At 43.0% G+C, this 22,444-nt stretch carries 22 protein-coding genes; 10 read left to right on the top strand and 12 right to left on the bottom strand.

The window, feature by feature from the left end; all coding sequences use genetic code 11:
* Positions 1–43 precede the first annotated feature (43 nt).
* From fabV to H8B19_RS05895, 6 genes are all read right to left on the bottom strand, one after another.
* A complete protein-coding gene (gene fabV, locus H8B19_RS05920; protein WP_186505874.1) occupies positions 44–1,246 on the bottom strand; it encodes an enoyl-ACP reductase FabV in 1,203 nt (400 codons plus the stop codon).
* A 365-nt stretch (positions 1,247–1,611) separates the two neighbouring features.
* The gene (locus H8B19_RS05915; RefSeq protein WP_186505873.1) at positions 1,612–2,721 is read right to left on the bottom strand and encodes a TRAP transporter substrate-binding protein; all 1,110 of its coding nucleotides are present in this window, start codon (positions 2,719–2,721) and stop codon (positions 1,612–1,614) included.
* Between the two features lie 33 nt (positions 2,722–2,754).
* Positions 2,755–4,125 carry a TRAP transporter large permease subunit gene (locus H8B19_RS05910; protein ID WP_186505872.1) on the bottom strand — a complete coding sequence of 457 codons (1,371 nt, stop codon included), beginning with the start codon at positions 4,123–4,125 and terminating at the stop codon, positions 2,755–2,757.
* Positions 4,125–4,625 (bottom strand): TRAP transporter small permease subunit, encoded by a 501-nt coding sequence (locus H8B19_RS05905; RefSeq protein ID WP_338401497.1) that lies wholly within the window; start codon positions 4,623–4,625, stop codon positions 4,125–4,127. The genes H8B19_RS05910 and H8B19_RS05905 overlap by 1 nt, the downstream gene beginning before the upstream one ends.
* 196 nt (positions 4,626–4,821) lie before the next feature.
* Positions 4,822–5,145 (bottom strand): transcriptional regulator BolA, encoded by a 324-nt coding sequence (bolA, locus tag H8B19_RS05900; protein WP_186505871.1) that lies wholly within the window; start codon positions 5,143–5,145, stop codon positions 4,822–4,824.
* A 140-nt stretch (positions 5,146–5,285) separates the two neighbouring features.
* The gene (locus H8B19_RS05895; RefSeq protein WP_186505870.1) at positions 5,286–5,921 is read right to left on the bottom strand and encodes an alpha-ketoglutarate-dependent dioxygenase AlkB; all 636 of its coding nucleotides are present in this window, start codon (positions 5,919–5,921) and stop codon (positions 5,286–5,288) included.
* Between H8B19_RS05895 and H8B19_RS05890 the strand changes: the two genes are divergently transcribed.
* Together H8B19_RS05890 and H8B19_RS05885 are read left to right on the top strand one after the other, a co-directional pair.
* On the top strand, positions 5,922–7,067 hold the full coding sequence (locus H8B19_RS05890; protein WP_186505869.1) for a methyltransferase: 1,146 nt from the start codon (positions 5,922–5,924) through the stop codon (positions 7,065–7,067). It begins immediately after the preceding gene.
* 12 nt (positions 7,068–7,079) lie between these two features.
* Complete coding sequence (locus H8B19_RS05885; RefSeq protein ID WP_422121146.1) at positions 7,080–7,676, top strand: peptidylprolyl isomerase; 597 nt, start codon at positions 7,080–7,082, stop codon at positions 7,674–7,676.
* Positions 7,677–7,714: 38 nt separating this feature from the next.
* Here H8B19_RS05885 and djlA read toward each other — a convergent pair whose 3' ends face one another.
* Positions 7,715–8,548: a co-chaperone DjlA gene (gene djlA, locus H8B19_RS05880; protein WP_186505868.1), complete on the bottom strand. Its 834-nt coding sequence runs from the start codon at positions 8,546–8,548 to the stop codon at positions 7,715–7,717.
* A 287-nt stretch (positions 8,549–8,835) separates the two neighbouring features.
* Here djlA and H8B19_RS05875 point away from each other — a divergent pair, with 287 nt between their 5' ends.
* From H8B19_RS05875 to H8B19_RS05845, 7 genes are all read left to right on the top strand, one after another.
* Positions 8,836–10,965 (top strand): LPS-assembly protein LptD, encoded by a 2,130-nt coding sequence (locus H8B19_RS05875; protein ID WP_338401496.1) that lies wholly within the window; start codon positions 8,836–8,838, stop codon positions 10,963–10,965.
* 10 nt (positions 10,966–10,975) lie between these two features.
* Positions 10,976–12,268, top strand: a complete 1,293-nt coding sequence (surA, locus tag H8B19_RS05870; RefSeq protein ID WP_186505866.1) for a peptidylprolyl isomerase SurA — start codon at positions 10,976–10,978, stop codon at positions 12,266–12,268.
* 5 nt (positions 12,269–12,273) lie between these two features.
* Positions 12,274–13,251 (top strand): 4-hydroxythreonine-4-phosphate dehydrogenase PdxA, encoded by a 978-nt coding sequence (pdxA, locus tag H8B19_RS05865; protein WP_186505865.1) that lies wholly within the window; start codon positions 12,274–12,276, stop codon positions 13,249–13,251.
* Positions 13,248–14,048 (top strand): 16S rRNA (adenine(1518)-N(6)/adenine(1519)-N(6))-dimethyltransferase RsmA, encoded by an 801-nt coding sequence (gene rsmA, locus H8B19_RS05860; RefSeq protein WP_186505864.1) that lies wholly within the window; start codon positions 13,248–13,250, stop codon positions 14,046–14,048. Before pdxA ends, rsmA begins: the two co-directional genes overlap by 4 nt.
* 5 nt (positions 14,049–14,053) lie before the next feature.
* Positions 14,054–14,437 (top strand): Co2+/Mg2+ efflux protein ApaG, encoded by a 384-nt coding sequence (gene apaG / locus H8B19_RS05855; RefSeq protein WP_186505863.1) that lies wholly within the window; start codon positions 14,054–14,056, stop codon positions 14,435–14,437.
* 6 nt (positions 14,438–14,443) lie between these two features.
* A complete protein-coding gene (locus H8B19_RS05850) occupies positions 14,444–15,250 on the top strand; it encodes a symmetrical bis(5'-nucleosyl)-tetraphosphatase (RefSeq protein WP_186505862.1) in 807 nt (268 codons plus the stop codon).
* A gap of 161 nt (positions 15,251–15,411) precedes the next feature.
* On the top strand, positions 15,412–17,433 hold the full coding sequence (locus H8B19_RS05845; RefSeq protein WP_186505861.1) for a methyl-accepting chemotaxis protein: 2,022 nt from the start codon (positions 15,412–15,414) through the stop codon (positions 17,431–17,433).
* A 337-nt stretch (positions 17,434–17,770) separates the two neighbouring features.
* Here H8B19_RS05845 and folA read toward each other — a convergent pair whose 3' ends face one another.
* From folA to rplU, 4 genes are all read right to left on the bottom strand, one after another.
* Positions 17,771–18,268 (bottom strand): type 3 dihydrofolate reductase, encoded by a 498-nt coding sequence (gene folA, locus H8B19_RS05840; protein ID WP_186505860.1) that lies wholly within the window; start codon positions 18,266–18,268, stop codon positions 17,771–17,773.
* 24 nt (positions 18,269–18,292) lie between these two features.
* The gene (cgtA, locus tag H8B19_RS05835; RefSeq protein WP_186505859.1) at positions 18,293–19,444 is read right to left on the bottom strand and encodes an Obg family GTPase CgtA; all 1,152 of its coding nucleotides are present in this window, start codon (positions 19,442–19,444) and stop codon (positions 18,293–18,295) included.
* A gap of 140 nt (positions 19,445–19,584) precedes the next feature.
* Entirely contained in the window at positions 19,585–19,842 is a 258-nt protein-coding gene (gene rpmA, locus H8B19_RS05830) for a 50S ribosomal protein L27 (RefSeq protein ID WP_186505858.1), read from the bottom strand.
* A 15-nt stretch (positions 19,843–19,857) separates the two neighbouring features.
* Entirely contained in the window at positions 19,858–20,169 is a 312-nt protein-coding gene (rplU, locus tag H8B19_RS05825; protein ID WP_186505857.1) for a 50S ribosomal protein L21, read from the bottom strand.
* A 205-nt stretch (positions 20,170–20,374) separates the two neighbouring features.
* Between rplU and ispB the strand changes: the two genes are divergently transcribed.
* Positions 20,375–21,346: an octaprenyl diphosphate synthase gene (ispB, locus tag H8B19_RS05820; protein ID WP_186505856.1), complete on the top strand. Its 972-nt coding sequence runs from the start codon at positions 20,375–20,377 to the stop codon at positions 21,344–21,346.
* A gap of 71 nt (positions 21,347–21,417) precedes the next feature.
* Here ispB and mdh read toward each other — a convergent pair whose 3' ends face one another.
* Positions 21,418–22,356, bottom strand: coding sequence for a malate dehydrogenase (mdh, locus tag H8B19_RS05815; protein ID WP_186505855.1), 939 nt, complete (start codon positions 22,354–22,356; stop codon positions 21,418–21,420).
* Between the last annotated feature and the right edge of the window lie 88 nt (positions 22,357–22,444).

The following is a 22,444-nucleotide window of genomic DNA, read 5'->3' as shown; positions in this document are numbered from 1 at the left end:
TCAAAGAGACGGCTTATTTATATTTTTGATGTATTTTTTAACGTTAGAGTGCTTCAACGTCAAAATCGACTACTGGATCCACTTCTGCATCATAATCAACCGACGCAAGGCCAAATCCAAACAGTTTCAAAAATTCATCTTTGTATAGCTGATAATCAGTTTCATCGAACAAGTTATCATCTGTCACTTTTGGCCATAAATCACGACACGCCTGCTGCACGTCTTCACGTAATTCCCAGTCATCAACACGTAAACGATTTTTATCGTCAGTTAATTCTGCCGGGTTAGATTCGTTATACAAACGCTCAGCAAACAAACGATAAATTTGTTCCATACAGCCTTCGTGAATGCCTTTTTCGCGCATCACTTTAAAGACCATGGATAAATAAAGTGGCATAACCGGGATAGCAGAGGACGCTTGTGTCACAACAGATTTCAATACGGCAACATTGGCACCACCGCCAGTCTGGCTGAGGTTGCCATCAATCGCGTTAGCCGCGCGATCTAAATCTTCCTTCGCTTTACCTAATGCGCCATGCCAATAAATTGGCCAGGTAATATCTGAACCAATATATGAGTAAGCAACACTGCGTGCACCGTCTGCCAATACACCGGCGTCGCTTAATGCCTGCATCCATAATTCCCAGTCCTGACCACCCATTACGGTAACTGTCGCTGCAATTTCTTCTTCAGTAGCGGGTTCAATTTCAGCATCAATAATCACATCACGATTAGTATCAATTGCGGTTGAGCGGTATGGTTCGCCTATTGGTTTTAATACCGAACGGATCACTTCTCCACTGTCTGGTAATTTACGTACCGGAGAGGCCAGTGAATAAACCACCATATCAATCTGACCTAAGTCAGCTTTGATTAACTCAATAACCTTGTCGCGCGCTTCATTTGAAAAGGCATCGCCATTAATGCTTTTAGCATACAGACCGGCTTCTTTTGCTGCCTTATCAAATGCTGCGGCGTTGTACCAACCAGCGGTTCCAGGCTTTTTCTCTGTGCCCGGCTTTTCGAAAAACACACCAATGGTGGCAGCATCACAACCAAATGCAGCAGCTATTCTGGACGACAGTCCATAACCACTGGACGCACCAATCACCAATACCCGCTTAGGGCCATTGTTAATTTTGCCTTTGGTTTTGGTTAACTCTATTTGTTCTTTTACATTGTGCTCACAACCCACAGGATGCGTGGTGGTACAAATAAAACCGCGAATTTTCGGTTTAATAATCATTTGGTTATTCCCTACATAAAAATTGCGCCCATTTTAAGGGCGCAAATTTAATAAACAACTCTGAACAGCTAAACTTTGTTTCACAAAGCTTATTAACTGTTAGGGTCTGTTGATCTTTACTGTATACTTTTGCAACGAGTTGCGCGGTATTTAAACAATGAAGCACGATTGTGGTGTAGTTGTTCTACATGAATGAGTGCTGAAGCAGTAGAGATGCCGCGCAAACGTTGCCCGAAGGGTTCGTCTTAAACACTTTTTACTCTTTGTTGCTTATTTTTGACTTAATCCATTAGGCCTGCAAATAAGCGCCGCGATTAAAAAGCGTTTAGTTAGAACAAAATTCATACAACAAAGATCAACAGACCCTAGTGAACATCATCCCGGTTTCGGTAGTAAGTTACTTCAGAAATATGGTGATAAGCACTTACACCTTTCTGAAAAGCCACATACGCTCGGTATATATTGTCAAACTGCGGATCAGCTTCTGATTGTTCTTTCATCACTTCCACTGTGGCATTTTTTAAAGCAACAATCACATCGGCTGGCAATGGCAACAAATTTACCTGATGTTTATCAATCAGTGTTTGCATGGCCATATTATTCCGCGCTGTATATTCGTCCAGCATGTCGGCATTAACAGCCTGCGCAGCGGTGGCAACAATTTCCTGTAAGTCAGCAGGTAAACTTTCATAAGCTTTTTGGTTAACCTCAAACTCCAGTACTGAGCCAGGTTCATGCCATCCGGAATAGTAGTAATAATCTGCGGCTTTATATAAACCAAATGCTAAATCATTATATGGGCCTACCCACTCTGTCGCATCAATGGCACCACTTTGCAGAGAAGTGAAAATTTCGCCTCCACTCAGTGAAACAGGAATTCCACCGACTTTTTTCAACACCTCACCACCCAAGCCAGGAATACGCATTTTCACGCCTTGAAAATCCTCAAGGCTGGTAATGGGCTTTTTAAACCAACCGGCCATCTGTACCCCGGTATTACCACCTGGAAATGGAATAACACCAAAGGGTTTATATAGATCCCGCCACAACTTAAGACCGCCTCCATAGCGCAACCAGCCATTAACTTCCTGCGCGTTCATACCAAATGGAATGGCACCAAAAATCTGTGCCGCTGGCATTTTGCCTTTCCAATAGTAAGCTGCAGCATGCCCCATTTCTGCCGTGCCTTGCGACACGGCATCAAAAACTTCCAAAGCAGGTACTAACTCACCGGCTCCGTAAACTTTTATTTTCAGACGTCCATTGGACATTTTTCGCACTTTTTGAGCAAATTCTTCTGGTGCATGACCCAGTCCCGGAAAGTTTTTCGGCCAGGTGGTCACCAATTTCCACTCGAAGGTCTGCTGCTCTTTAGCGCTGCTATTTTGTGCTTGAGATTGTTTATCACCACAGGCTGATAATAGCGTTACTATTAAACCTAAACCCGCCATTATCATGATACGATTCAATTTCATACTTATCCCTTTAAGTTGTTAGTAAACAGTACCTTATTGACTAAGTTGTTGTGGTAACCAGGTCGCAAGTTCCGGCCATATTGCCAACATTACCAATACTGTCAGTTGGATTAAAATATAAGGCAACACACCTCGGTAAATAGCAACTGTTTTAACCGATTCAGGCGCAACCCCTCTTAAATAAAATAGTGCAAAACCAAAAGGAGGAGTTAAAAAAGAAGTTTGAAGATTAATGGCAATCATAATACCCAGCCACACCGGATTAATATCCATTGCTAACAAAACAGGTGCGACTAAAGGTACAACCACAAAAGTGATTTCGATAAAATCCAGAATAAACCCAAGTAAAAATATTACCAGCATAACCAATAAAATTGCGCTCCACTTACCACCGGGTAATTGTTCAAAAACATCATTTATTAGTTCTTCGCCACCAAAACCCCGAAAGACAAGAGAAAACACAGCAGCACCAATTAAAATCATGAAAACCATCGAAGTGGAGGTCAATGTTGACAGGCAAATTTCCTGTAGACGTTTGAATGACAATTGTTTGTTCATCACTGCGATCAACAAGGCACCACAAGCGCCAACTCCAGATGCCTCAGTTGGTGTCGCATACCCCGTGAGTATGGTACCGAGCACAATTAAAATCAGGAACAAAGGCGCAAACAAAGCGTTAAACAATGAAGATGAGCCAACTTGTGCAGAACGATGAGTATCTTTTGAGGGAAGCTGACTACTGGATTTAAACGCCAGAAAAAGGATATACAGCAGATACCCGACAACCAGTAACATACCGGGTAAAATTGCCCCCATAAATAAATCCCCAACCGAAACAGATTCGGGTGAGAAAATGCCTAAATCCAGTTGCGACTGCTGATAGGCATTGGAAATAACATCTCCCAGCAATACCAGAGCGATAGACGGAGGAATAATTTGTCCCAGTGTTCCTGTGGCACAAATTGTGCCGGTCGCCAGCTGAGGAGAATAGCCTTTTTTTAACATTACCGGCAATGACATTAAGCCCATAGTCACAACAGTTGCACCTACAATACCTGTGCTGGCCGCCATTAACATGCCTACCAATACAACCGACACCGCCATTCCCGCCCGAAAACGGCCAAACAACTGCGCCATCGCCGCCAGCAATTTTTCTGCAACTTGCGACTTTTCCAGCGTAACACCCATGAAAATAAATAAAGGAACTGCCAACAATGTAGGATTGGTCATAATGCCGTAGATTCGATTTGGCAATGCGTGCAAATAAGCCATATCAAATACATCAAACAATACACCAATACCGGCGAATAATAATGATGTGCCTGCAAGCGCGTACGCCACCGGATAACCACAAAGTAGTACAATGCAAACCAGTGCAAACATCACCAAAGACAATATTTCCACTATTTTTGCTCCAGTGTATTTTTATAGATAGACCAGTTACGTACTATTTCGGCTACACCCTGTAACGTAAGAAAAAACGCAAATAATAGAATCAGTGTTTTAAGTAAAAAGACCAGTGGCAAACCACCAGCCTGAGGCGAGTCTTCTAGTAATTCCCAGGAACTGGCAACATAACCCCAGCTAACAACAGCAATAAACACATTAACCGGCAATAGCAGAAAGATGCCTCCCAGCACATTCACCAGAGCTTTCTTGCGAATATCGAAGTGACGATAGAACACGTCAACGCGTACATGTTGATCAACTTTCAGGGTGTAAGCTGCTCCCAACATAAATACACACGCATGCAAATACATTACCGACTCTTGCAAGGCGATCCAGCCAAGATTAAATCCATAACGTAAAATAACAATAAGCAAGGTCAACATTGCCATTAACAATGTGAACCAGCTGATTAACTTACTTAAACCAGTGTGAAAGCTATCAATCTGTTTTATCACTCAATCATTTCCTTCAACGCCGAATTACAACCTGGGCGAATTGAACTTTACTGAGTAAAATTATTAACAAATTTATAACGAGATGGAAATACTTATTGAAGCGAACACAACAAAATAAATTAGAAAAAACGTTTTATTTTCAGAGTATTAGAGGAAATGAATGCTCTGGTTTTAATGACAAACCAGAGCGAATAGATTAGGCGTTTTGAACCCGGCTTCCGCCCCGACATGCAGGTGACGCAGGCGCACCGCCATACAGGCCCTGCCATTCTGTATCAGTGTAGGTATGTAATGCCAACGCATGAATTTGATTAGCTAACTCATCTTTTAATACCGCGTTAACCGCCCGATGACGACTGATTAAACGCTTACCATCAAATTTAGGTGTGACCAGTACCACTTTAAAATGCGTTTCAGAACCGACAGGAACATTATGCTGACTACTTTCATTCACCACTTCTAAATGTGCGGGCTCGAAATGTTCTATCAGCTTACTCTCAATATTGAATTGAATATTCATTGTTATTCCCTCTTAAGAACCACGACTTCTGCTATTAAATTTAGCTGTGAAATGCAGGATAAAAAACTTCTTTTTTGGTGGGATGCGGATTTTCTCGTATAAGCTACTGAGTGTTCAAGTTATATTTTTTTAAAGCCATTTTAGACACTATTTATAACTCTTTTTATAACTCTTTTAATGTGCCGAAATGTCAAATTCAGACGGGGTGCGACATTGCGGCGCGTTTTATCAATTCCGTGCTGCCAATAAGTTTGAGTGGCTCCCGCCATCACTAACAAACTACCATGCTCCAACTCTATTTTATGGCGTTTACCAGAAGATTTATGCTTAAAAATCAATATCCTAGGCTGACCAAAACTTAGGGATGCGATAGTGGGTTCAATACCCAGTTCACTTTCGTCGTCACTGTGCATACCCATACTATCCTGTCCGTCACGATAATAATTACACAGCACTGAGTTAAATAACGTTGCACACTCCACCTCACATCGCTTTTTCAACTGCAGTAACAATGGGTGCCAGGGAATTGGATTCATTTTGAGGCCTGAATACTGATAGTCAGTACCAACATCGCCATACCATGCCTGCAGTCTTGGGATCTTATGTTCACGGCCGTAGAGTCTGATATAATCCTGTCTCCATTGCAGCTCGTTGGTCAGGATCCGCAACACGTTTTCGGCTTGCTCAGTTTGAATAAAATGACTGAAATATCGAATATTTGCCTGAGGTAACGGAATGTCTGAATTTTGTGTTAGGTCAAAGGTAAACTGCTTCACATGACTTCTCCTGCTCAACCCAATAGTATTTTAACGCTGGGCGACCACACCCTTAAGCTTTTTCGTTATCCTAAACAATTCCAGCATAATACACTGCAGGCATGGGATTCTTCAGACGAACTGTTGATAGACCATATTCTGAGCAACATTAAACCGACAGATACAATAAGTGTGTTTAACGATGATTTTGGCGCACTGGCCTGTGCGCTCTATGCTTATCAGCCTGATTGGTATAACGATTCCTTTGTTAGCGAATGCAGTTTAAAACAAAACCTGCAATTGAATAAGTTAAGTACTGATGCAATAAAAGTCTTTAGCTCACTCAGTAAACCTGCACCATCGGACTATTTTCTAATAAAACTTCCGAAGTCACTGGCGTTATTGGAACAACAATTAATTGATGTTCAGCAAGTTGCCAGCACCGATAGCCAGATCATAGCCACCGGCAAAACCACAACAGTCACAAAAGCGGTGTTGGCGTTATTTGAAAAGTACATAGGAACCACAACCACATCGCTGGCGCGTAAAAAGTCTCGATTAGTTTTTTCCGGTCTAACGGTTCAACAACGTCATCAATCTCCTTACCCCACCACATGGACATTGCCAGATAACAACATGTTAATCAGCAATTTGGCGAACGTTTTTTCTCGTCAGAGCCTTGATATTGGTGGACGTTTTTTATTGCAGCATTTACCGGATTGCAGCAATAAAAACGTTATTGATTTGGGTTGTGGCAACGGCATTATAGGTTTGTCGGTACTGGCTAAATTTAATCATTCAAATGTTACTTTTGTTGACGAATCGCGTATGGCCGTCGCTTCTGCACATCAAAACGTGCAAACCAACATAGAAAATGGGCTAAATCGCGCCCGGTTTTTATTGAGCAATTGTCTGGAACAGGTCAGCGACACACAGGCCGACATTATTTTATGTAACCCGCCTTTTCATCAAAACAACACTATAACCAGCCACATTGCCAGACAAATGTTTGATGACAGTTATCGTCACCTGAATTCTGGCGGAGAACTAAGAATTGTTGGCAACCGGCACTTAAACTACGGACAAATGCTCAAAAAACGTTTTGGTGGATTTAAGGTGGTTGCATCCAATAACAAATTCAGTATTTTAAGCTGCATTAAACGATAAATAAGGAACTGTATGATGTTCATGCGCACACTCTTTTGTGCTTTATTACTCATTTGCACAAATACATGGGCTAAAGAAGATGGGTCAGACATTCAACCGGACAATTTGTTTCCCCGGGTAAAGCTGGAAACCAGTATGGGCAATATAGTGATTGAATTAGATCGCTATAAGTCCCCGCTGACCGCCAATAATTTTCTGCGTTACGTCGTTAAAAAGAGTTACGACGATACGATTTTCCATCGTATCGTACCCGATTTTGTAGTGCAAGGTGGAGGGTACGACAAAGATTTCAACGAACAACCTAAGTTTGGCAATATTTTCAATGAATCAGGGAATGGCAATAAAAACGCCATTTATACTGTTGCCATGGCTCGCCAGAACGATCCGCACAGCGCCAACCGCCAGTTTTTCTTTAATTTAAAAGATAACGACAGCCTCAATCCGGGAAAAGACTGGGGGTATGCAGTATTTGCAGTCGTTGTGGATGGTATGGATGTAATCGATAAAATGGCGGAAGTCGAAACTCACTACGATGCAGAACTAGGCTGGAACGATGTACCAGTAAAACCTGTGTTTCTTAAAACTGCGCGTTTGTTACCTCAACAATAAAACAATCAAAGGCGGCACTGCCGCCTTTTTAATATATTTTATCCACGCTTACTTTTAATTAATTCATAGGCAGCCTGAATGTCCTGTGCTTTGTTTTTAGCGATTTCCAGCGCTTGTTTAGGCAACCCCTTCGATACCAGTTTATCCGGGTGATTCTCACTCATAAGCTTTCGATACGCTTTTTTGATATCTCCCATTGAATCACTGGCACTGACGCCAAGTATTTTATAGGCATCACTCAATGAATCTTTTGTGGAGTAACTACTGGCTTTTTGTCGTCCGTGGCCTGAACTTCGTCCCTGTCTAAAACGTAATTCTGCTTCATAAATCGAGATTAAATAAAGTAATTCGTTGTTGCGGAAACCTAATGCTCTGGCCGCTTTTTCTAATACCACCTGTTCTTCTTTTTGTACCTGCCCGTCAGCAAAAGCAGCCTGAATCAAAATTTCCAGAAACACCTGCATAATATCGCGACGACCATGACAGGATTGCTTGAACTCCTGCAGTATGTCACTCACCGGAAAATCAGCAGCCTTACCTTCATTAAATGCTTGCTGTGCTTCGCGCCTGACCTCCCCCTCCAGATTCATCTGATCCATCAGTTGGCTGGCCATATTAATTTCATCTTTAGTCACACGACCATTGGCTTTAGCAACATGTCCCATTAGTGAGAAAAGCGCATGAAAGAAAATTGCCTGCTTACGCATATCATTCGCCTGACCAAAAAAGCGACCAAATCCGCCCATCTGATCAAAATCCTGACTGTACCCCTTATCAAATAAATGACCGACAACGAAACCGATAATTGCACCGGGAATACGGGCAAACATAAATCCAAACAAGGTTCCCAGTATTCGCCCCCAAATTCGCATTAAAACCGCCTCTTCACCAGCAAATGTGCGTGAGCCACACTGCTTAACTAAACATTAATAACAATGTTCGCCACTATACCAAAAGCCAACTAGAATAGAAGTTTGCAGATAATAACGAACTTTACTGGTAAAATTCGTCTAAAACCTTAAAATCGCAAGCCAGAAAAGCCCTGTCTAAAACAAAGCCCGGTAAAACATTTATTAAACGTATGAATTTTAACCATCTAGTGATTTTATTTGTTTGCTGTTTCAGTGCGTCATCTTATGCGCAGCAACAGCAATGCCCTGTGCCACTAGATAACGCAGGTTTGGCCCTGCGGGCATCTGGAACAGGTGTTGAAATCAAAGCCAATGAAACATCAGTTCAGCAAAATAAAATGGCAGAGTTTGCCGGTAAAGTGCAAATAATTAGTGATAGTGCACAAATTCAGGCGCAACACGCGCGAATTGATAAAGTTACTCAACAACTGAACGCCAGTGGCAATATTCGTTTTGAAGACCCCCAGATTCGGGTGAGCAGCGATGATGTTCACCTTGATTTTAACTCGGGTGAATTATCACTGGATAAAACAGCTTACGAAATGGTTGGAATTAATGGCCGTGGCGAAGCCGGTCGCATAGAGTTAAGTAAAGAGCGTGGTATTGAATTACAGGATGTGAGTTTTACTACCTGTCCGGTTGGTGAAGAAGACTGGGAAATGATTGCCAGCAGCATACAACTGGCGCCCGGTGATATCTGGGGTACCGTTACCCATGCGCGTTTTTATATGATGGATGTGCCGGTTCTGTACCTGCCTTACTTTAAATTTCCGGTAACGGAACAACGACAATCCGGCGTATTGTTTCCCAAATTCTCAAGCTCTGACAGCACTGGCATGAGTTATGAACAACCTTATTACTGGAATATTGCCGAAAATTATGATGCGACAATTTCCCCCAGGGCCATGGTAAACAGGGGCGTTCAACTCAAAACTGAGTTTCGTTATTTAACGGATAAATCTCAAGGCCAAATTGATCTGGAGTACATGCAGCACGACCGTAATCAGGATAGTGAGGAAGAACGTTATTTTTACCGTTTTATCCACCGCAGTTCGTTTGCTAAAGGCTGGCAGTTAAATATAAATATTAACGCGATCAGTGATGACAACTATATTGTCGATTTAGGCTCTGATTTTTATAACCGTGCTGATACTCATCTTTATCGCAACGCTGGCGTCGCCTACCGCGATGACAATCTCAGTTTTAGTGCTGAGCTACGAGACTTCCAGTTGATCGGTAATCACCCTGATAGTTATCGTGCGTTACCAGAGTTAAAACTCGATTATGTGGAACCATTATTTAATGGGCTGGATTTTTTATTACACAGCGAATTAACTTATTTTGATAGTGCGGAGCAAACGGCTCCGGCAGCAACCCGTTTTCATATAGCGCCCGGCTTGCGTTATTCTGTGTATGAAAACTGGGGAGAGTTCTCAGCAGAAACTACATTATTACAAACAAACTACCGCCAGCAAGATGGTGATCAATATGGTTTAAAGGATGATGTCAGCCGCACTATTAGCCGTAGTCGGTTATATGGCTCCATGACATTTGAGCGTGACAGCAGCTGGTTTGGCAGCAGTAAGCAAACACTTGAACCAAAAGCTCAGTATCTGTATACCAGCTATCAGGACCAAACTGATATTGGTTTATACGATACCACCCGTTTACAAAATAACTTCGCCGGACTGTTTCGTGGACAGGAATTTACCGGATTAGACCGCATTAGTGATACCAATCAACTTACGCTGGGTCTGACAACCCGATTACTGGACAATAAGGATGAAGAGCTTATTCGATTCAGTCTCGGTCAAATATTTTATCTGACTGATAACCGCGTTCTGGAAGCACACAAAGGCACCAACCGCTCGGCATTAGCCGGTGAACTGGACTGGCGACTGGGCAGCAAGTGGTTTATGCACAGCGAAGTACAAATGGACAGCGAGACACATAAACTGGATAAAAGTAGCCTGTCATTTGATTATCGTTTAGGCGAAGACAAGTTAATTCAGATTTCCCATCGTTTTGTGCGTGAACTTTCCAACGAACGAATTGACCAATTAGGCATTACCGCAAGTTGGCCCATCAGCCAAAACTGGCATTGGGTAGGACGCTGGTATAAAGATATGGACAGCCACCGTACCATTGAAAGTTACACTGGCGTACAATACGAATCTTGTTGTTGGTCTTTACAGTTGGTTACCCAACGCTATCTCAACAACCGCTTTGACCAAAACGGGTTACAACAGGGCAATGCTTTTGAATCCGGCATTGCACTTAAATTTATATTTAAGGGAATGGGCGGTGGAAACACCACCCGCGCAATGCTGAATGATGGTTTGTTTGGCTACCGTCAACCTTATTTTTTGAATGAGTAGAACGATAACTATGAAATTAAAACTCGCAATCCTCGCCATGATGGCATTTGTTACATTTGGTTCAGGTGCAGCAACTCAGGAACTGGATCAAGTTGCAGTCATTGTCAATCAGGGAGTTGTACTGGAAAGCGAAGTACAGGATCTAATTAGTACTGTAAAACGCAATGCCGTGGTAAATGGTCAGCAACTGCCATCAGACCGGGTATTACGTACGCAGGCAATTGAGCGTCTCATTGTACAAAGTTTGCAAATGCAAATGGCAGAACGCATGGGTATCCAGGTAAGCGATCCTCAGTTGGAGCAAACCATTGCCAATATGGCTGAAAGCCAGGGGCAAAGCATGGATCAATTGCACGCCAGCCTGCAACAGGATGGGATTAGCTACGATAAGTACCGCGAAGAAGTGCGTAAAGAGCTAATCATGGGCGAAGTCCGTCGCGCGAATGTTCGCCGCCGTATTTACATCACTCCACAGGAAATTGAAAGCCTGACCAAACTAATGGATGAACAAGGCGAAGAGCAAGTTGAATATCATCTGGGTCATATCCTGATCGGTCTGCCCTCCGATCCCACACCGGAAGATATCGAAAATGAGCGCGGTCGAGCGAATAAGGTTATGGAATTGTTAAATAATGGCTCAGACTTCAAGAAAATAGCGGTAGCCTCATCGGGCGGTGCAAAAGCGCTGGAAGGTGGAGATATGGGATGGTTAAACGTTAATGCGATGCCAACCCTGTTCGCAGAAGCGGTACAAGGAAAAGAAAAAGACGCATTAATTGGTCCAATTCGTAGTGGTGCAGGTTTTCATATTCTGAAAATTTTTGATATTCGTGGCCAGCAAAAAGTTGAAGTAACTCAGGTCAAAGCTCGTCATATCTTAATTAAACCCTCAGTCATTCTAAGCGACAAGAAAGCCGAGAGCATGTTGCTTGAGTTCCGTAAACAGCTGATTGCCGGTGAAATTGATTTTGCAGAAACCGCCAAAGAGTATTCTGAAGATCCGGGAACAGCGATTAAAGGTGGTGAATTAGGTTGGGCAAATCCGGATATTTACGCACAAGCGTTTAAAGATGCACTGGAGAAACTGGATAAAGGCGAATATTCGATGCCATTTCGCTCGCAATTCGGCTGGCACTTAGCTCAACTGGAAGACAGACGAGTTGAAGACGCCAGCGAAAAGCGCAAGCAAGATAAAGCTTACCAGTTATTATTCAACCGCAAGTTTGCAGAGGAAAGCGAAGCCTGGACCCGGGAAATGCGTGACGAAGCCTACGTTGAAGTTGTGCATAACCCGGCTAATTAGTCACTATGGCACTTAAAATCGCAATAACTCCCGGAGAACCTGCCGGGATCGGCCCCGACCTCACAATTGAACTGGCACAGCAAAGCTGGCCTGTTCAATTGGTTGTGTTCGCCAATAAAACCATGCTGAAAGAGCGGGCTGCATTGCTTAATCTGCCGATTGACTTAATCGATTTCCAGGATCAAGACACACCTCAACCATCAGGCTCTCTGTATATTGTTGATATTCCTATGGGAGCAACCGTCATACCTGGAGAGTTAAATCCTGAAAACGGTCATTATGTTGTGGAAACTCTGCGCCAGGCAAGTGAAGAAAATATTCGCGGAAACTTTGATGCTGTGGTCACCGGCCCGGTGCACAAAGGCACTATCAATAAAGCAGGTATTTCATTCAGTGGACACACTGAATTTTTTGCCCTACAGGCGAATACGCCGGATGTAGTTATGATGCTGGCAACAGAAGGTCTGCGTGTAGCTTTAGCCACAACCCATATTCCACTTGCCTATGTATCAAAAGCTATTACTGAAGAACGCTTAACTAACGTTATTCATATTATTGATCAGGATCTCAAACAAAAATTTGCACTGAAAACGCCACATATTTTTGTTTGTGGCCTCAATCCTCATGCAGGAGAAGATGGCCACATAGGGCGTGAAGAGCTGGACATCATTATCCCCACGTTAAACAGACTGCGTGAACAAGGCATTAAAATAACCGGCCCATTACCAGCGGACAGTTTGTTTCAACCCAAGTATATGCAGGATGCAGACGCTATTTTAGCCATGTATCACGATCAGGGCTTACCGGTTCTTAAATACAAAGGTTTCGGCGCCTCAGTCAATATAACCTTAGGTTTACCCTTTATTCGTACTTCAGTTGACCATGGAACAGCAATTGATTTAGCTGGCACCGGTAAAGCGGATAGTGGCAGCTTTAAATTTGCCTTACAGCAAGCAATTGAATTAGCAGGAACCAAACTTTGAGTAAAAAGCATTTAGGTCACACTGCAAGAAAACGCTTTGGTCAGAACTTCTTACATGATCAATATATTATTGATCAGATTGTATCGGCAATTAATCCATTGTCCGAACAAACTCTGGTAGAAATAGGCCCGGGCCTTGGCGCAATCACCGAGCCGGTGTGTGAACTTGTAGACAAACTCAATGTTGTCGAACTCGACCGCGATTTAGCCAAACGTCTGCGCAGTCACCCTTTTATTGGCAGCAAACTTAATGTGATCGAAACCGATGCACTGAAGTTTGATTTTTCTACATTGTTTGAAGAGGGCAAACCTTTAAGGGTATTTGGTAACCTGCCATACAATATATCGACACCTTTAATGTTCCACTTGTTTTCTTTTGCGGGCAAAGTACAGGATATGCACTTTATGCTGCAAAAAGAGGTAGTAAACCGTCTGGCGGCCTCTCCGGGAAACAAAAACTATGGGCGTTTATCTATCATGGCGCAGTATTATTGTACGGTTGTGCCGGTACTACATGTTCCGCCCGGCGCTTTTAACCCGCCACCTAAGGTTGACTCTGCAGTTGTTCGCTTAATCCCTCATACGAACAAACCACATCCGGTTAAAGACGAAGCCTTGCTCAACCAGATATGTGCGGCGGCTTTTAATCAACGCAGGAAAACCTTGCGTAACAGCCTGAAAAATGAAATAACCGAAAATGAATTGGTTGCATTGGGAATTAAGCCCGATTTACGTGCAGAAAACTTGAGCCTGCAAGATTACGTAACCATTACCAACTTTATTTCAGAAAAAGAGTAACGCCTGTGTCACAAAGCGCTGCTGAAGATATAGTAATCACGGTAAAAACACAGTTCCTCGCAGATCATCCTGTCTGTGATGAAGGTAAATTTGCATTTGCCTATTTCATTACAATAAAAAATACCAGTAAACAGAGTGTGCAATTACTCAATCGCTATTGGTTAATTACTGACGGTAATGGCAAAACCTCGGAAGTTCAGGGTGCCGGTGTCGTTGGTGAGCAACCTCACATATCGCCCAATCAAGCACATCATTACAATAGTGGCGCCATTCTGGATACACCAGTGGGAACCATGCAGGGTTTTTATGAAATGCAACGTGCCGATGGCAGCACGTTTGAAGCTCCCATCCCTCTTTTTTCACTCGCTGTCACTTCACTGGTCAACTAGCGTTAGATGGCAGATTATGTTGTTGGCGATATACAAGCCTGTTACAGCGAATTAAGATTACTGCTGGATAAGGCTGGATTTAATCCTGCCAATGATAAATTGTGGGCAACAGGCGATTTAATTGGTCGCGGTCCCCAAGCATTACAAACACTGACTTATCTTAGAGACTTAGGTGATAGTTTTGAAACCGTACTGGGGAATCACGATCTACACTTTCTAGCCGTAAGTCAGAAAATTAAATCGGATAAGCCAGAAAACAAGTTTGAATCCGTTTTAACCTCCCCGGCCCTTAACGAAATAGTTGAATGGCTGCGCCATAAACCCCTGGCCTGCAAAATAATGAAAGGACGTTTACTGACCCATGCAGGACTTTATCCAGGCTGGTCACTGAAAGATGCAATTGAATACAGCGATGAGGTCAGTAAAAAGCTTAGTAGCCCTGACTGGCATCAACTATTACAGTCAATGTATTCCAATAATCCATTGAAATGGTCTAATAAATTAAAAGGGATACCGCGTTACCGCTTTATCATTAATGCCATGACCCGCATGCGTTTTGTGACCCAAAATGGCGAACTTAATTTTTCGGCGAAATCCAGTATTGCTTCAGCTCCCAAACACCTTCAGCCGTGGTTTTCTCACCCTGCGACACAATTAAAACCCCATCAACAGGTATTATTTGGTCATTGGGCGGCATTGGATGGTGAGACAGGCTCAGAACAATTTATCGGACTGGACACAGGTTGTGTTTGGGGAAATAAGCTAACCCTGCTAAATTTGGAAACTAATGATTACTTTTTTGTAAAAGCATAAAGTTTCAGCTTTTAGTGACGATATAAATTTACCAACTTTTACAATAACTTGGCGGAAAACCGCTAAAATCCAACCTTTAAAATGGCTAAAACTTCATTTAATGACCAAATAAATGTAAAATCAGCGGCCATTTTGTAAGCAACGCAGAGTCAGGAGTATTGATGAAAATTACAGTAGCTATGCGAGTTTTTGGTGGCTTTTTGCTCATCACTTTGTTTCTGTTCGCGATCAGTATTTCTTCTTTAGTTAGCTTAAGTTCAATAGACTCGGCCACCGAAGAAGTAAATTCACTGGCAATGCCAACAGTAACAGGCAGCAATGGGTTGAAAGTGGATTTTCTGACTCTGAGTAAACTGACCTTTCAAAGCTATTATGAGAAAGATTTAGCCGCTTTGAATGAAGAGTATGACAACTTCCAAACCTACGAAGAGAAATTCGAGCAACGCCTGAAGAAACTAAAACAGGTTATTTCCGGTCAGCCTAAACTGGAAACGACGTTAGCCACAGTCGAAAGTAGTTATAACTCATACAAAACTAATGCCCGCGCAATGTTTGAAGGAACAAAAGCTAATTTAACGCTGGAAGGCATTATTCAGAATCAATTGGGTGATATTGAAGAGCACACTGAAGATACTTCAAGTTTGCTGTTAGATTTTTCAGACTCTGATGCAGCACAAAGCGGTGCCTTAGCCCAGGCAGCCAAAATTGGCTCTGATATGGAAACCAAGCTGATGTCGCTTGTGGCAGTAAGTACCGATTACTCCAAAACCAAAAACCTGACTAAAGCAGAAACCATTGGTAACGAGTTGAAGCTGAAAATTGCCGATGTGGTCGAAAAACACAACGACATTAACAAAGCGGCTGGTAGCAGAGATACCACGGGAATGCTGTCTGATGTTAATCAGAAAATATCTGAATTAACTGAAACATTAAACGGCAGTAACGGTTTGGTACAAAACCAAATTACCCGCTTAAATGAGCAAGTCAAAGCGGCTAAAGCCCTGTCCAATTCCGAGCAAAATATGGGTGACGCATTAACCAATATCGATAACTTGCTTAATCAGGCCAATGAAAAATCTCAGCAAATAAAATCGCTGGTAAATGACTCTGTTAGTCGCGGTACCACCATTACCTACGTATTTATGTTGATTTCGGCGGTTGCTGCATTCCTGATTTCTACCTTAAGCGTACGTGCTATTACAGTGCCACTGAATAAGGTTAACGACATGCTGAAAATCATCTCTGGTGGCGACTTAACCCAGAAGCTGGATGACAAATCAGATGACGAATTTGGTACCTTGGCGAAAAACTGTAACAACCTGATTGATAGTCTGAAAGAACTGATTATTGGTATAGGCTCACGTGCAGGGCAATTAGCTGCGGCTTCAGAAGAAACCTCTGCGGTGACCACAGAAACCACCAGCTCAATTCAGGAACAAAAATCTCAAATTGCTCAGGTTGCAACTGCGACCACTGAAATGAACAGCACTTCTGAGTTAGTCACTCGTAATGCAGAAGACACACTGAACCAAATCAAGAATGCTGACAACGAAGCTGAACGTGTTAAGAAAATCTCTGAAGAGAACAAAAATACCATTATCGCATTGGCGCGGGAAGTGGAGTCTGCAGCAGAGGTGATCAATAAGTTACATCAGGACAGCGCAAGCATTGGCGGTATCTTAGACGTAATCCGAGGTGTTGCCGATCAAACTAACTTACTCGCACTAAACGCTGCAATTGAGGCGGCGCGTGCTGGTGAACAAGGCCGGGGTTTCGCAGTGGTTGCTGACGAAGTACGCACATTAGCCAGTCGTACTCAGGAATCAACTCAGGAAATTCACTCTATGATTGAAATGTTGCAGGCCGGCGCTGAAAAAGCCGTAGCAGTCATGCAGCAAGGTAAATCACAGACTGAGTTATGTGTTGAACAAACAGAAACGGCAACTTTAGCACTCAATACTATCACTGACGCTGTACACAAAGCCTATGATGTGAGCGCGCAGATTGAACAATCAGCCCGTGAACAAAATCAGGTTTCGCAGGAAATCAGTGAAAAACTGGAAAGCATTGTATCCATTGCCGAACACACAGTGCATGGTGCAGAGCAAACCTCTGATTCCAGCCATGAAGTAGCTAAACTGGCTGAAGAGCTACAGGAATCAATCAGGCAGTTCCGCGTATAATTGCCAGTCAGACCAAACAAAAATCCCGCTTTATAAGCGGGATTTTTTATTCAGATGAAATAGTATCCTAGGGTCTGTTGATCTTTGCTGTATATTTTTGCAACGAGTTGCGCGGTATTTAAACCATGAAGCACGAATGTGGTGTAGTTGTTCTACATAAATGAGTGCTGAAGCAGTAGAAATGCCGCGCAAACGTTGCCCGAAGGGTTCGTCCTAAACACATTTTACTCTTTGTTGCTTATTTTTGACTTAATCCATTAGGCCTGCAAATAAGCGCCGCGATTAAAAAGCGTTTAGTTAGAACAAAATTTATACAGCAAAGATCAACAGACCCCAGCTATTCTGAATCCTGACGTTCCAGCGTCACAAACTGATAATTATAAGGGTTTTTGTCGTCTGCCAGATTCTGTTGTTGCTCAACCTGCTTCCAGCTGGCTGATTTTGCATAATCCGGGAAACAGGTATCCCCTTCCACTTCAAGGTCGATGAAAGTGAGATACAAACGATGACAGTCAGGTAAAAAGTGCTGATAAATACTGCCCCCTCCGATAATCATGACTTCAGTCTGATCTTTAAGCAGTTTTAATGCAGCTTCAGGTGAAGTAACTACTGTTGCATCATCTGGCTTAAACGCGCTGTCTCGCGTTATAACAACGTTTAATCTTCCGGGTAATGCCTTACCTATCGAATCATAGGTTTTGCGTCCCATGACAACTGGATGGCCCAGCGTTACCTGTTTAAAATGTTTCAGATCTGCCGGCAAGTGCCATGGCATCTTATTATCCGCACCAATAACACGATTATTTGCCATCGCAGCTATCATTGAAATGATCATTATCTACATCAACTCCCTTGAGATTTATTTCTGATAAATAACCTCAACGTCATAATCATCGTCGTCAAAGTCGTCATCATCGTCATCCCAGTCTTCAACGTCGTGTTTCGGTTCATTATCCCATTTAAATGCGATTTCTTTATCAGCGGGATCTTCGATAACTTCTGGTGGCAGTTCTTCAATAAAGGTCATCACTTCGTGACACAGGTCGTCAGTGCCTTGTTTATTTAATGCAGCAATACGATAACTAGGTCCTTGCCAATCAAGCGCTTCGATAACAGATTGACATACTTCATCAGCCTCTTCGGGCAACAATAGATCAACCTTGTTAAAGACTAACCATCTCGGTTTGGCAGCTAATTTGTCGCTATACTTTTCAAGCTCGGAGATAATGGCTTTGGCATTATCTGCCGGATTACTGCCATCTGGGGGCAATACATCAACCAGATGCAACAATATACGACAACGTTCCAAATGCTTTAGAAACTGGATACCAAGACCCGCTCCCTCGGCTGCACCTTCAATCAAGCCGGGGATATCTGCAATCACAAAACTACGCTGATTATGCAAGCGCACCACCCCCAGATTAGGCACCAGCGTAGTGAATGGATAATCTGCCACTTTAGGTTTTGCTGCAGACACACTGCGAATAAAAGTAGACTTTCCGGCATTAGGTAACCCTAATAAACCAACATCAGCCAATAACATCAGTTCCAGTTTTAAATTGCGAATATCACCAGGAGTGCCATTGGTTTTTTGACGTGGTGTACGGTTGGTGCTGCTCTTAAAACGTGCATTGCCCAAGCCATGATATCCACCTTTGGCAACCAATAGTTTTTGCTGATGAACAGTAAGATCTCCCAGCACTTCCCCGGTATCCTCATCAGTGGCACGGGTACCAACTGGAACAGGAACAACTAAATCAGAGCCCTTTTTACCAGTACAATTAGTTCGTTGACCATTTTGGCCACGCTCGGCGCGATGAAAACGTTCAAAGCGATAATCCACTAAGGTATTGAGGTTTTCATCAGCAACGAGGTAAACACTACCACCATCACCACCGTCACCACCATCGGGACCACCTTTAGGAATGTATTTCTCCCGGCGGAAACTGACAATACCGTTTCCACCATCCCCGGCTTCAACCCGGATTTCTGCTTCATCTACGAATTTCATGATGCACCTTAATGCGCAAAGTTCAGTATAAGATTATGAACTTTAACTACTGCGATTCAAACTTTTAACGGGAGACTAAATTCTCCCAATAAAAAACCCCGCTGATGCGGGGTTTTCAAAAACGTTTTTATAAACAGTGCTTATTCAGCAACAATGCTTACAAATTTGCGGTTTTTAGGACCTTTCACTTCAAATTTCACTTTACCTTCAGTTAAAGCGAACAAGGTGTGGTCTTTACCTAAACCTACGTTGTCACCCGCGTGGAACTTTGTACCACGTTGACGAACAATAATATTGCCGGCCAATACTGATTCACCACCGTAACGCTTAACACCTAAACGTTTACTTTCTGAGTCACGACCGTTTCGGGTACTACCACCCGCCTTTTTGTGTGCCATCTTTTCGTACTCCTATTAAGCGCTGATGCTAGTGATTTTAACTTCAGTAAACCACTGACGGTGGCCCATTTGCTTGCGAGAATGCTTGCGACGACGAAACTTCACAATGTTAATCTTCTCACCACGACCATGGGTAATAACTTCAGCTGTTACCTTACCGCCGTTAACATAAGGAGTGCCGATTTTAACATCGTCACCATTGCTTACCATCAAGATATTATCAAACTCGACAGACTCACCTGGCGCAATTTCGATCTTCTCAAGACGAACGGTCTGGCCTTCAGCCACACGGTGTTGTTTACCACCACTTTGGAAAACCGCGTACATATTAAACTCCGCTCTTTGCGTCATGCAGACGCTATTCGATTCATAAACAGGGCGCGAATTGTACGCGAAGTGAAATTCTGCCGCAAGTGCAAATTCGGATTTATTTTGAACAACTTACACTATCGCTATACAGACTGGATAATCGTGTTTTTTTTTGCCAGAATCCCGCCCCTAAGTACCTTACCGGACAGATAAAAAGACGTCGATGGATATAACCCGCATACAGCAATTAGCCGAACCCGACATGTTGAAAGTTAATCAGCTTATTCAACAACAATTAAGTTCTGATGTCGCGCTAATTAATCAACTTGGATTTTATATTATCAATAGTGGTGGTAAACGCCTGCGTCCTTTACTTTCAGTACTTGCGGCACGCGCTCTTGGCATAAAGACTGATCAACACCATAGGCTGGCAGCAATTATTGAGTTTATTCATACCGCAACTTTATTACATGACGACGTGGTTGACGAATCCACCATGCGCCGTGGTAAAGAAACCGCTAACGCATTATTTGGTAATCAGGCCAGTGTATTAGTTGGTGATTTTCTTTATACCCGTTCTTTTCAGCTCATGGTCACGCTGGAAAATATGCAGGTAATGAAAATTTTATCTGACTCGACCAATGTAATAGCCGAGGGTGAAGTTTTACAGCTAATGAACTGCAATGACCCGGATACCACCGAACAAAGCTACATGCAGGTCATTTACAGCAAAACCGCACGTTTATTTGAAGCCGCAACTCAGCTAGCCGCTATATTAACTGACCAAAACGAACAGGTGACTAAAGCCATGCAGTATTACGGTATGCATTTAGGCACCGCATTTCAATTGGTAGACGATGTACTGGATTATGTTGCCGATGCTCAGGAAATGGGTAAAAACGTCGGTGACGATTTAGCAGAGGGCAAACCAACGCTACCTTTACTATATGCAATGTGGAATGGGGATCAGCATCAACAGCAACTTATTCGTGATGCAATAGAGAACAATACTGGTATGCAGCATCTGGATGAAATTCTCGAAGCCATGCAACAAACCGGCGCAATTGAATATACCAAACAACGGGCGATTGAAGAGTCTCAAAAAGCGATTGAATATGTGCAGATTTTACCTGATTCAGAGTACAAAGATGCATTAGTTGCGCTGGCAGGTATTGCGGTAGAGCGCGCGGCATAAACAACTCTAAAATACAGATCCCACAAACAAAAAAACCAGCTTCACAGCTGGTTTTTTTAATCATAAGATAATTAAGCGTTTACGAAATCAACACCCAACTGAATATCTTTACGTAAGCCATCTAACATATCGTCTTTGGCTTTTTGCTCATATTCACTTAGCTCGCCATAAGGCAGAATTTCTTCCACACCGTTTGGCCCTAAACGAACCGGATGAGCGAAAAAGGCAGCATCAGCAGAATCATCAACCTGAACATAGGTATATTCAACTACGTTGTCACCTTTAATAGCAGCAACTAAAGACAGGCAGAAACGCGCCGCAGCCTGACCCATTGATAAAGTTGCAGAACCACCGCCCGCTTTGGCTTCAACCACTTCGGTACCCGCGTTTTGGATACGATGAGTCAGGCTAGCCACTTCTTCATCAGAAAAGCTTACGCCTTCAACCTGTGACAGCAATGGCAGGATAGTCGTACCAGAATGACCACCAATAACAGGTACATGAACGTTTGCGGCGTTTAAACCTTTCAGTTCAGCAACAAAGGTTTCAGAACGGATTACATCCAGCGTGGTTACACCAAACAATTTGTTTTTATCATACACACCTTTGGCTTTTAACGCTTCGGCCGCAATCGCAACTGTGGTATTAACCGGGTTAGTGATAATTCCAATGCATGCAGATGGGCAGGTGTCGGCAATGGCATCAACCAGGTTACGCACAATACCCGCATTAATATTAAATAAATCTGAACGATCCATGCCTGGCTTTCTTGGCACACCAGCAGGGATCAAAACAATTGTCGCGCCAGATAATGCAGTTTCCAGCTCATCTTTACCATGTCCGGTCACTTTTACGTCTGTCGGAATGTGGCTCAAATCAACCGCTACACCAGGTACTACAGGTGCAACATCATACAATGCCAGTTCAGAACCGGCTGGCAATTGGGTTTTCAGTAATAAAGACAGTGCCTGCCCAATACCACCAGCTGCACCTAATACGACGACTTTCATTGTTTTCTCCTGTGAATCAAGAACTTTGCGGGCTGCAACACTACTACAGCACCGCAAAAATTGAAATATATTTGCCCATTAACCATAG

This window comes from Neptunicella marina (assembly GCF_014270035.1).
Lineage (GTDB): Bacteria > Pseudomonadota > Gammaproteobacteria > Enterobacterales > Alteromonadaceae > Neptunicella > Neptunicella marina.
The sequence above is the reverse complement of the archived record's forward strand: the minus strand, read 5'-3'. Positions and strand labels throughout refer to the sequence as shown.

What these genes read in the sequence shown, in the direction of transcription:
- H8B19_RS05845 (WP_186505861.1), top strand. Translation starts at nt 15,412, where the DNA reads ATGAAAATTACAGTAGCTATGCGAGTTTTTGGTGGCTTTTTGCTCATC.
- H8B19_RS05890 (WP_186505869.1), top strand. Translation starts at nt 5,922, where the DNA reads ATGACTTCTCCTGCTCAACCCAATAGTATTTTAACGCTGGGCGACCAC.
- H8B19_RS05915 (WP_186505873.1), bottom strand. Translation starts at nt 2,721, where the DNA reads ATGAAATTGAATCGTATCATGATAATGGCGGGTTTAGGTTTAATAGTA.
- djlA (WP_186505868.1), bottom strand. Translation starts at nt 8,548, where the DNA reads ATGCGAATTTGGGGGCGAATACTGGGAACCTTGTTTGGATTTATGTTT.
- pdxA (WP_186505865.1), top strand. Translation starts at nt 12,274, where the DNA reads ATGGCACTTAAAATCGCAATAACTCCCGGAGAACCTGCCGGGATCGGC.
- folA (WP_186505860.1), bottom strand. Translation starts at nt 18,268, where the DNA reads ATGATCATTTCAATGATAGCTGCGATGGCAAATAATCGTGTTATTGGT.
- mdh (WP_186505855.1), bottom strand. Translation starts at nt 22,356, where the DNA reads ATGAAAGTCGTCGTATTAGGTGCAGCTGGTGGTATTGGGCAGGCACTG.
- fabV (WP_186505874.1), bottom strand. Translation starts at nt 1,246, where the DNA reads ATGATTATTAAACCGAAAATTCGCGGTTTTATTTGTACCACCACGCAT.
- H8B19_RS05850 (WP_186505862.1), top strand. Translation starts at nt 14,444, where the DNA reads ATGGCAGATTATGTTGTTGGCGATATACAAGCCTGTTACAGCGAATTA.
- bolA (WP_186505871.1), bottom strand. Translation starts at nt 5,145, where the DNA reads ATGAATATTCAATTCAATATTGAGAGTAAGCTGATAGAACATTTCGAG.
- rplU (WP_186505857.1), bottom strand. Translation starts at nt 20,169, where the DNA reads ATGTACGCGGTTTTCCAAAGTGGTGGTAAACAACACCGTGTGGCTGAA.
- rpmA (WP_186505858.1), bottom strand. Translation starts at nt 19,842, where the DNA reads ATGGCACACAAAAAGGCGGGTGGTAGTACCCGAAACGGTCGTGACTCA.
- cgtA (WP_186505859.1), bottom strand. Translation starts at nt 19,444, where the DNA reads ATGAAATTCGTAGATGAAGCAGAAATCCGGGTTGAAGCCGGGGATGGT.
- H8B19_RS05885 (WP_422121146.1), top strand. Translation starts at nt 7,080, where the DNA reads ATGATGTTCATGCGCACACTCTTTTGTGCTTTATTACTCATTTGCACA.
- surA (WP_186505866.1), top strand. Translation starts at nt 10,976, where the DNA reads ATGAAATTAAAACTCGCAATCCTCGCCATGATGGCATTTGTTACATTT.
- ispB (WP_186505856.1), top strand. Translation starts at nt 20,375, where the DNA reads ATGGATATAACCCGCATACAGCAATTAGCCGAACCCGACATGTTGAAA.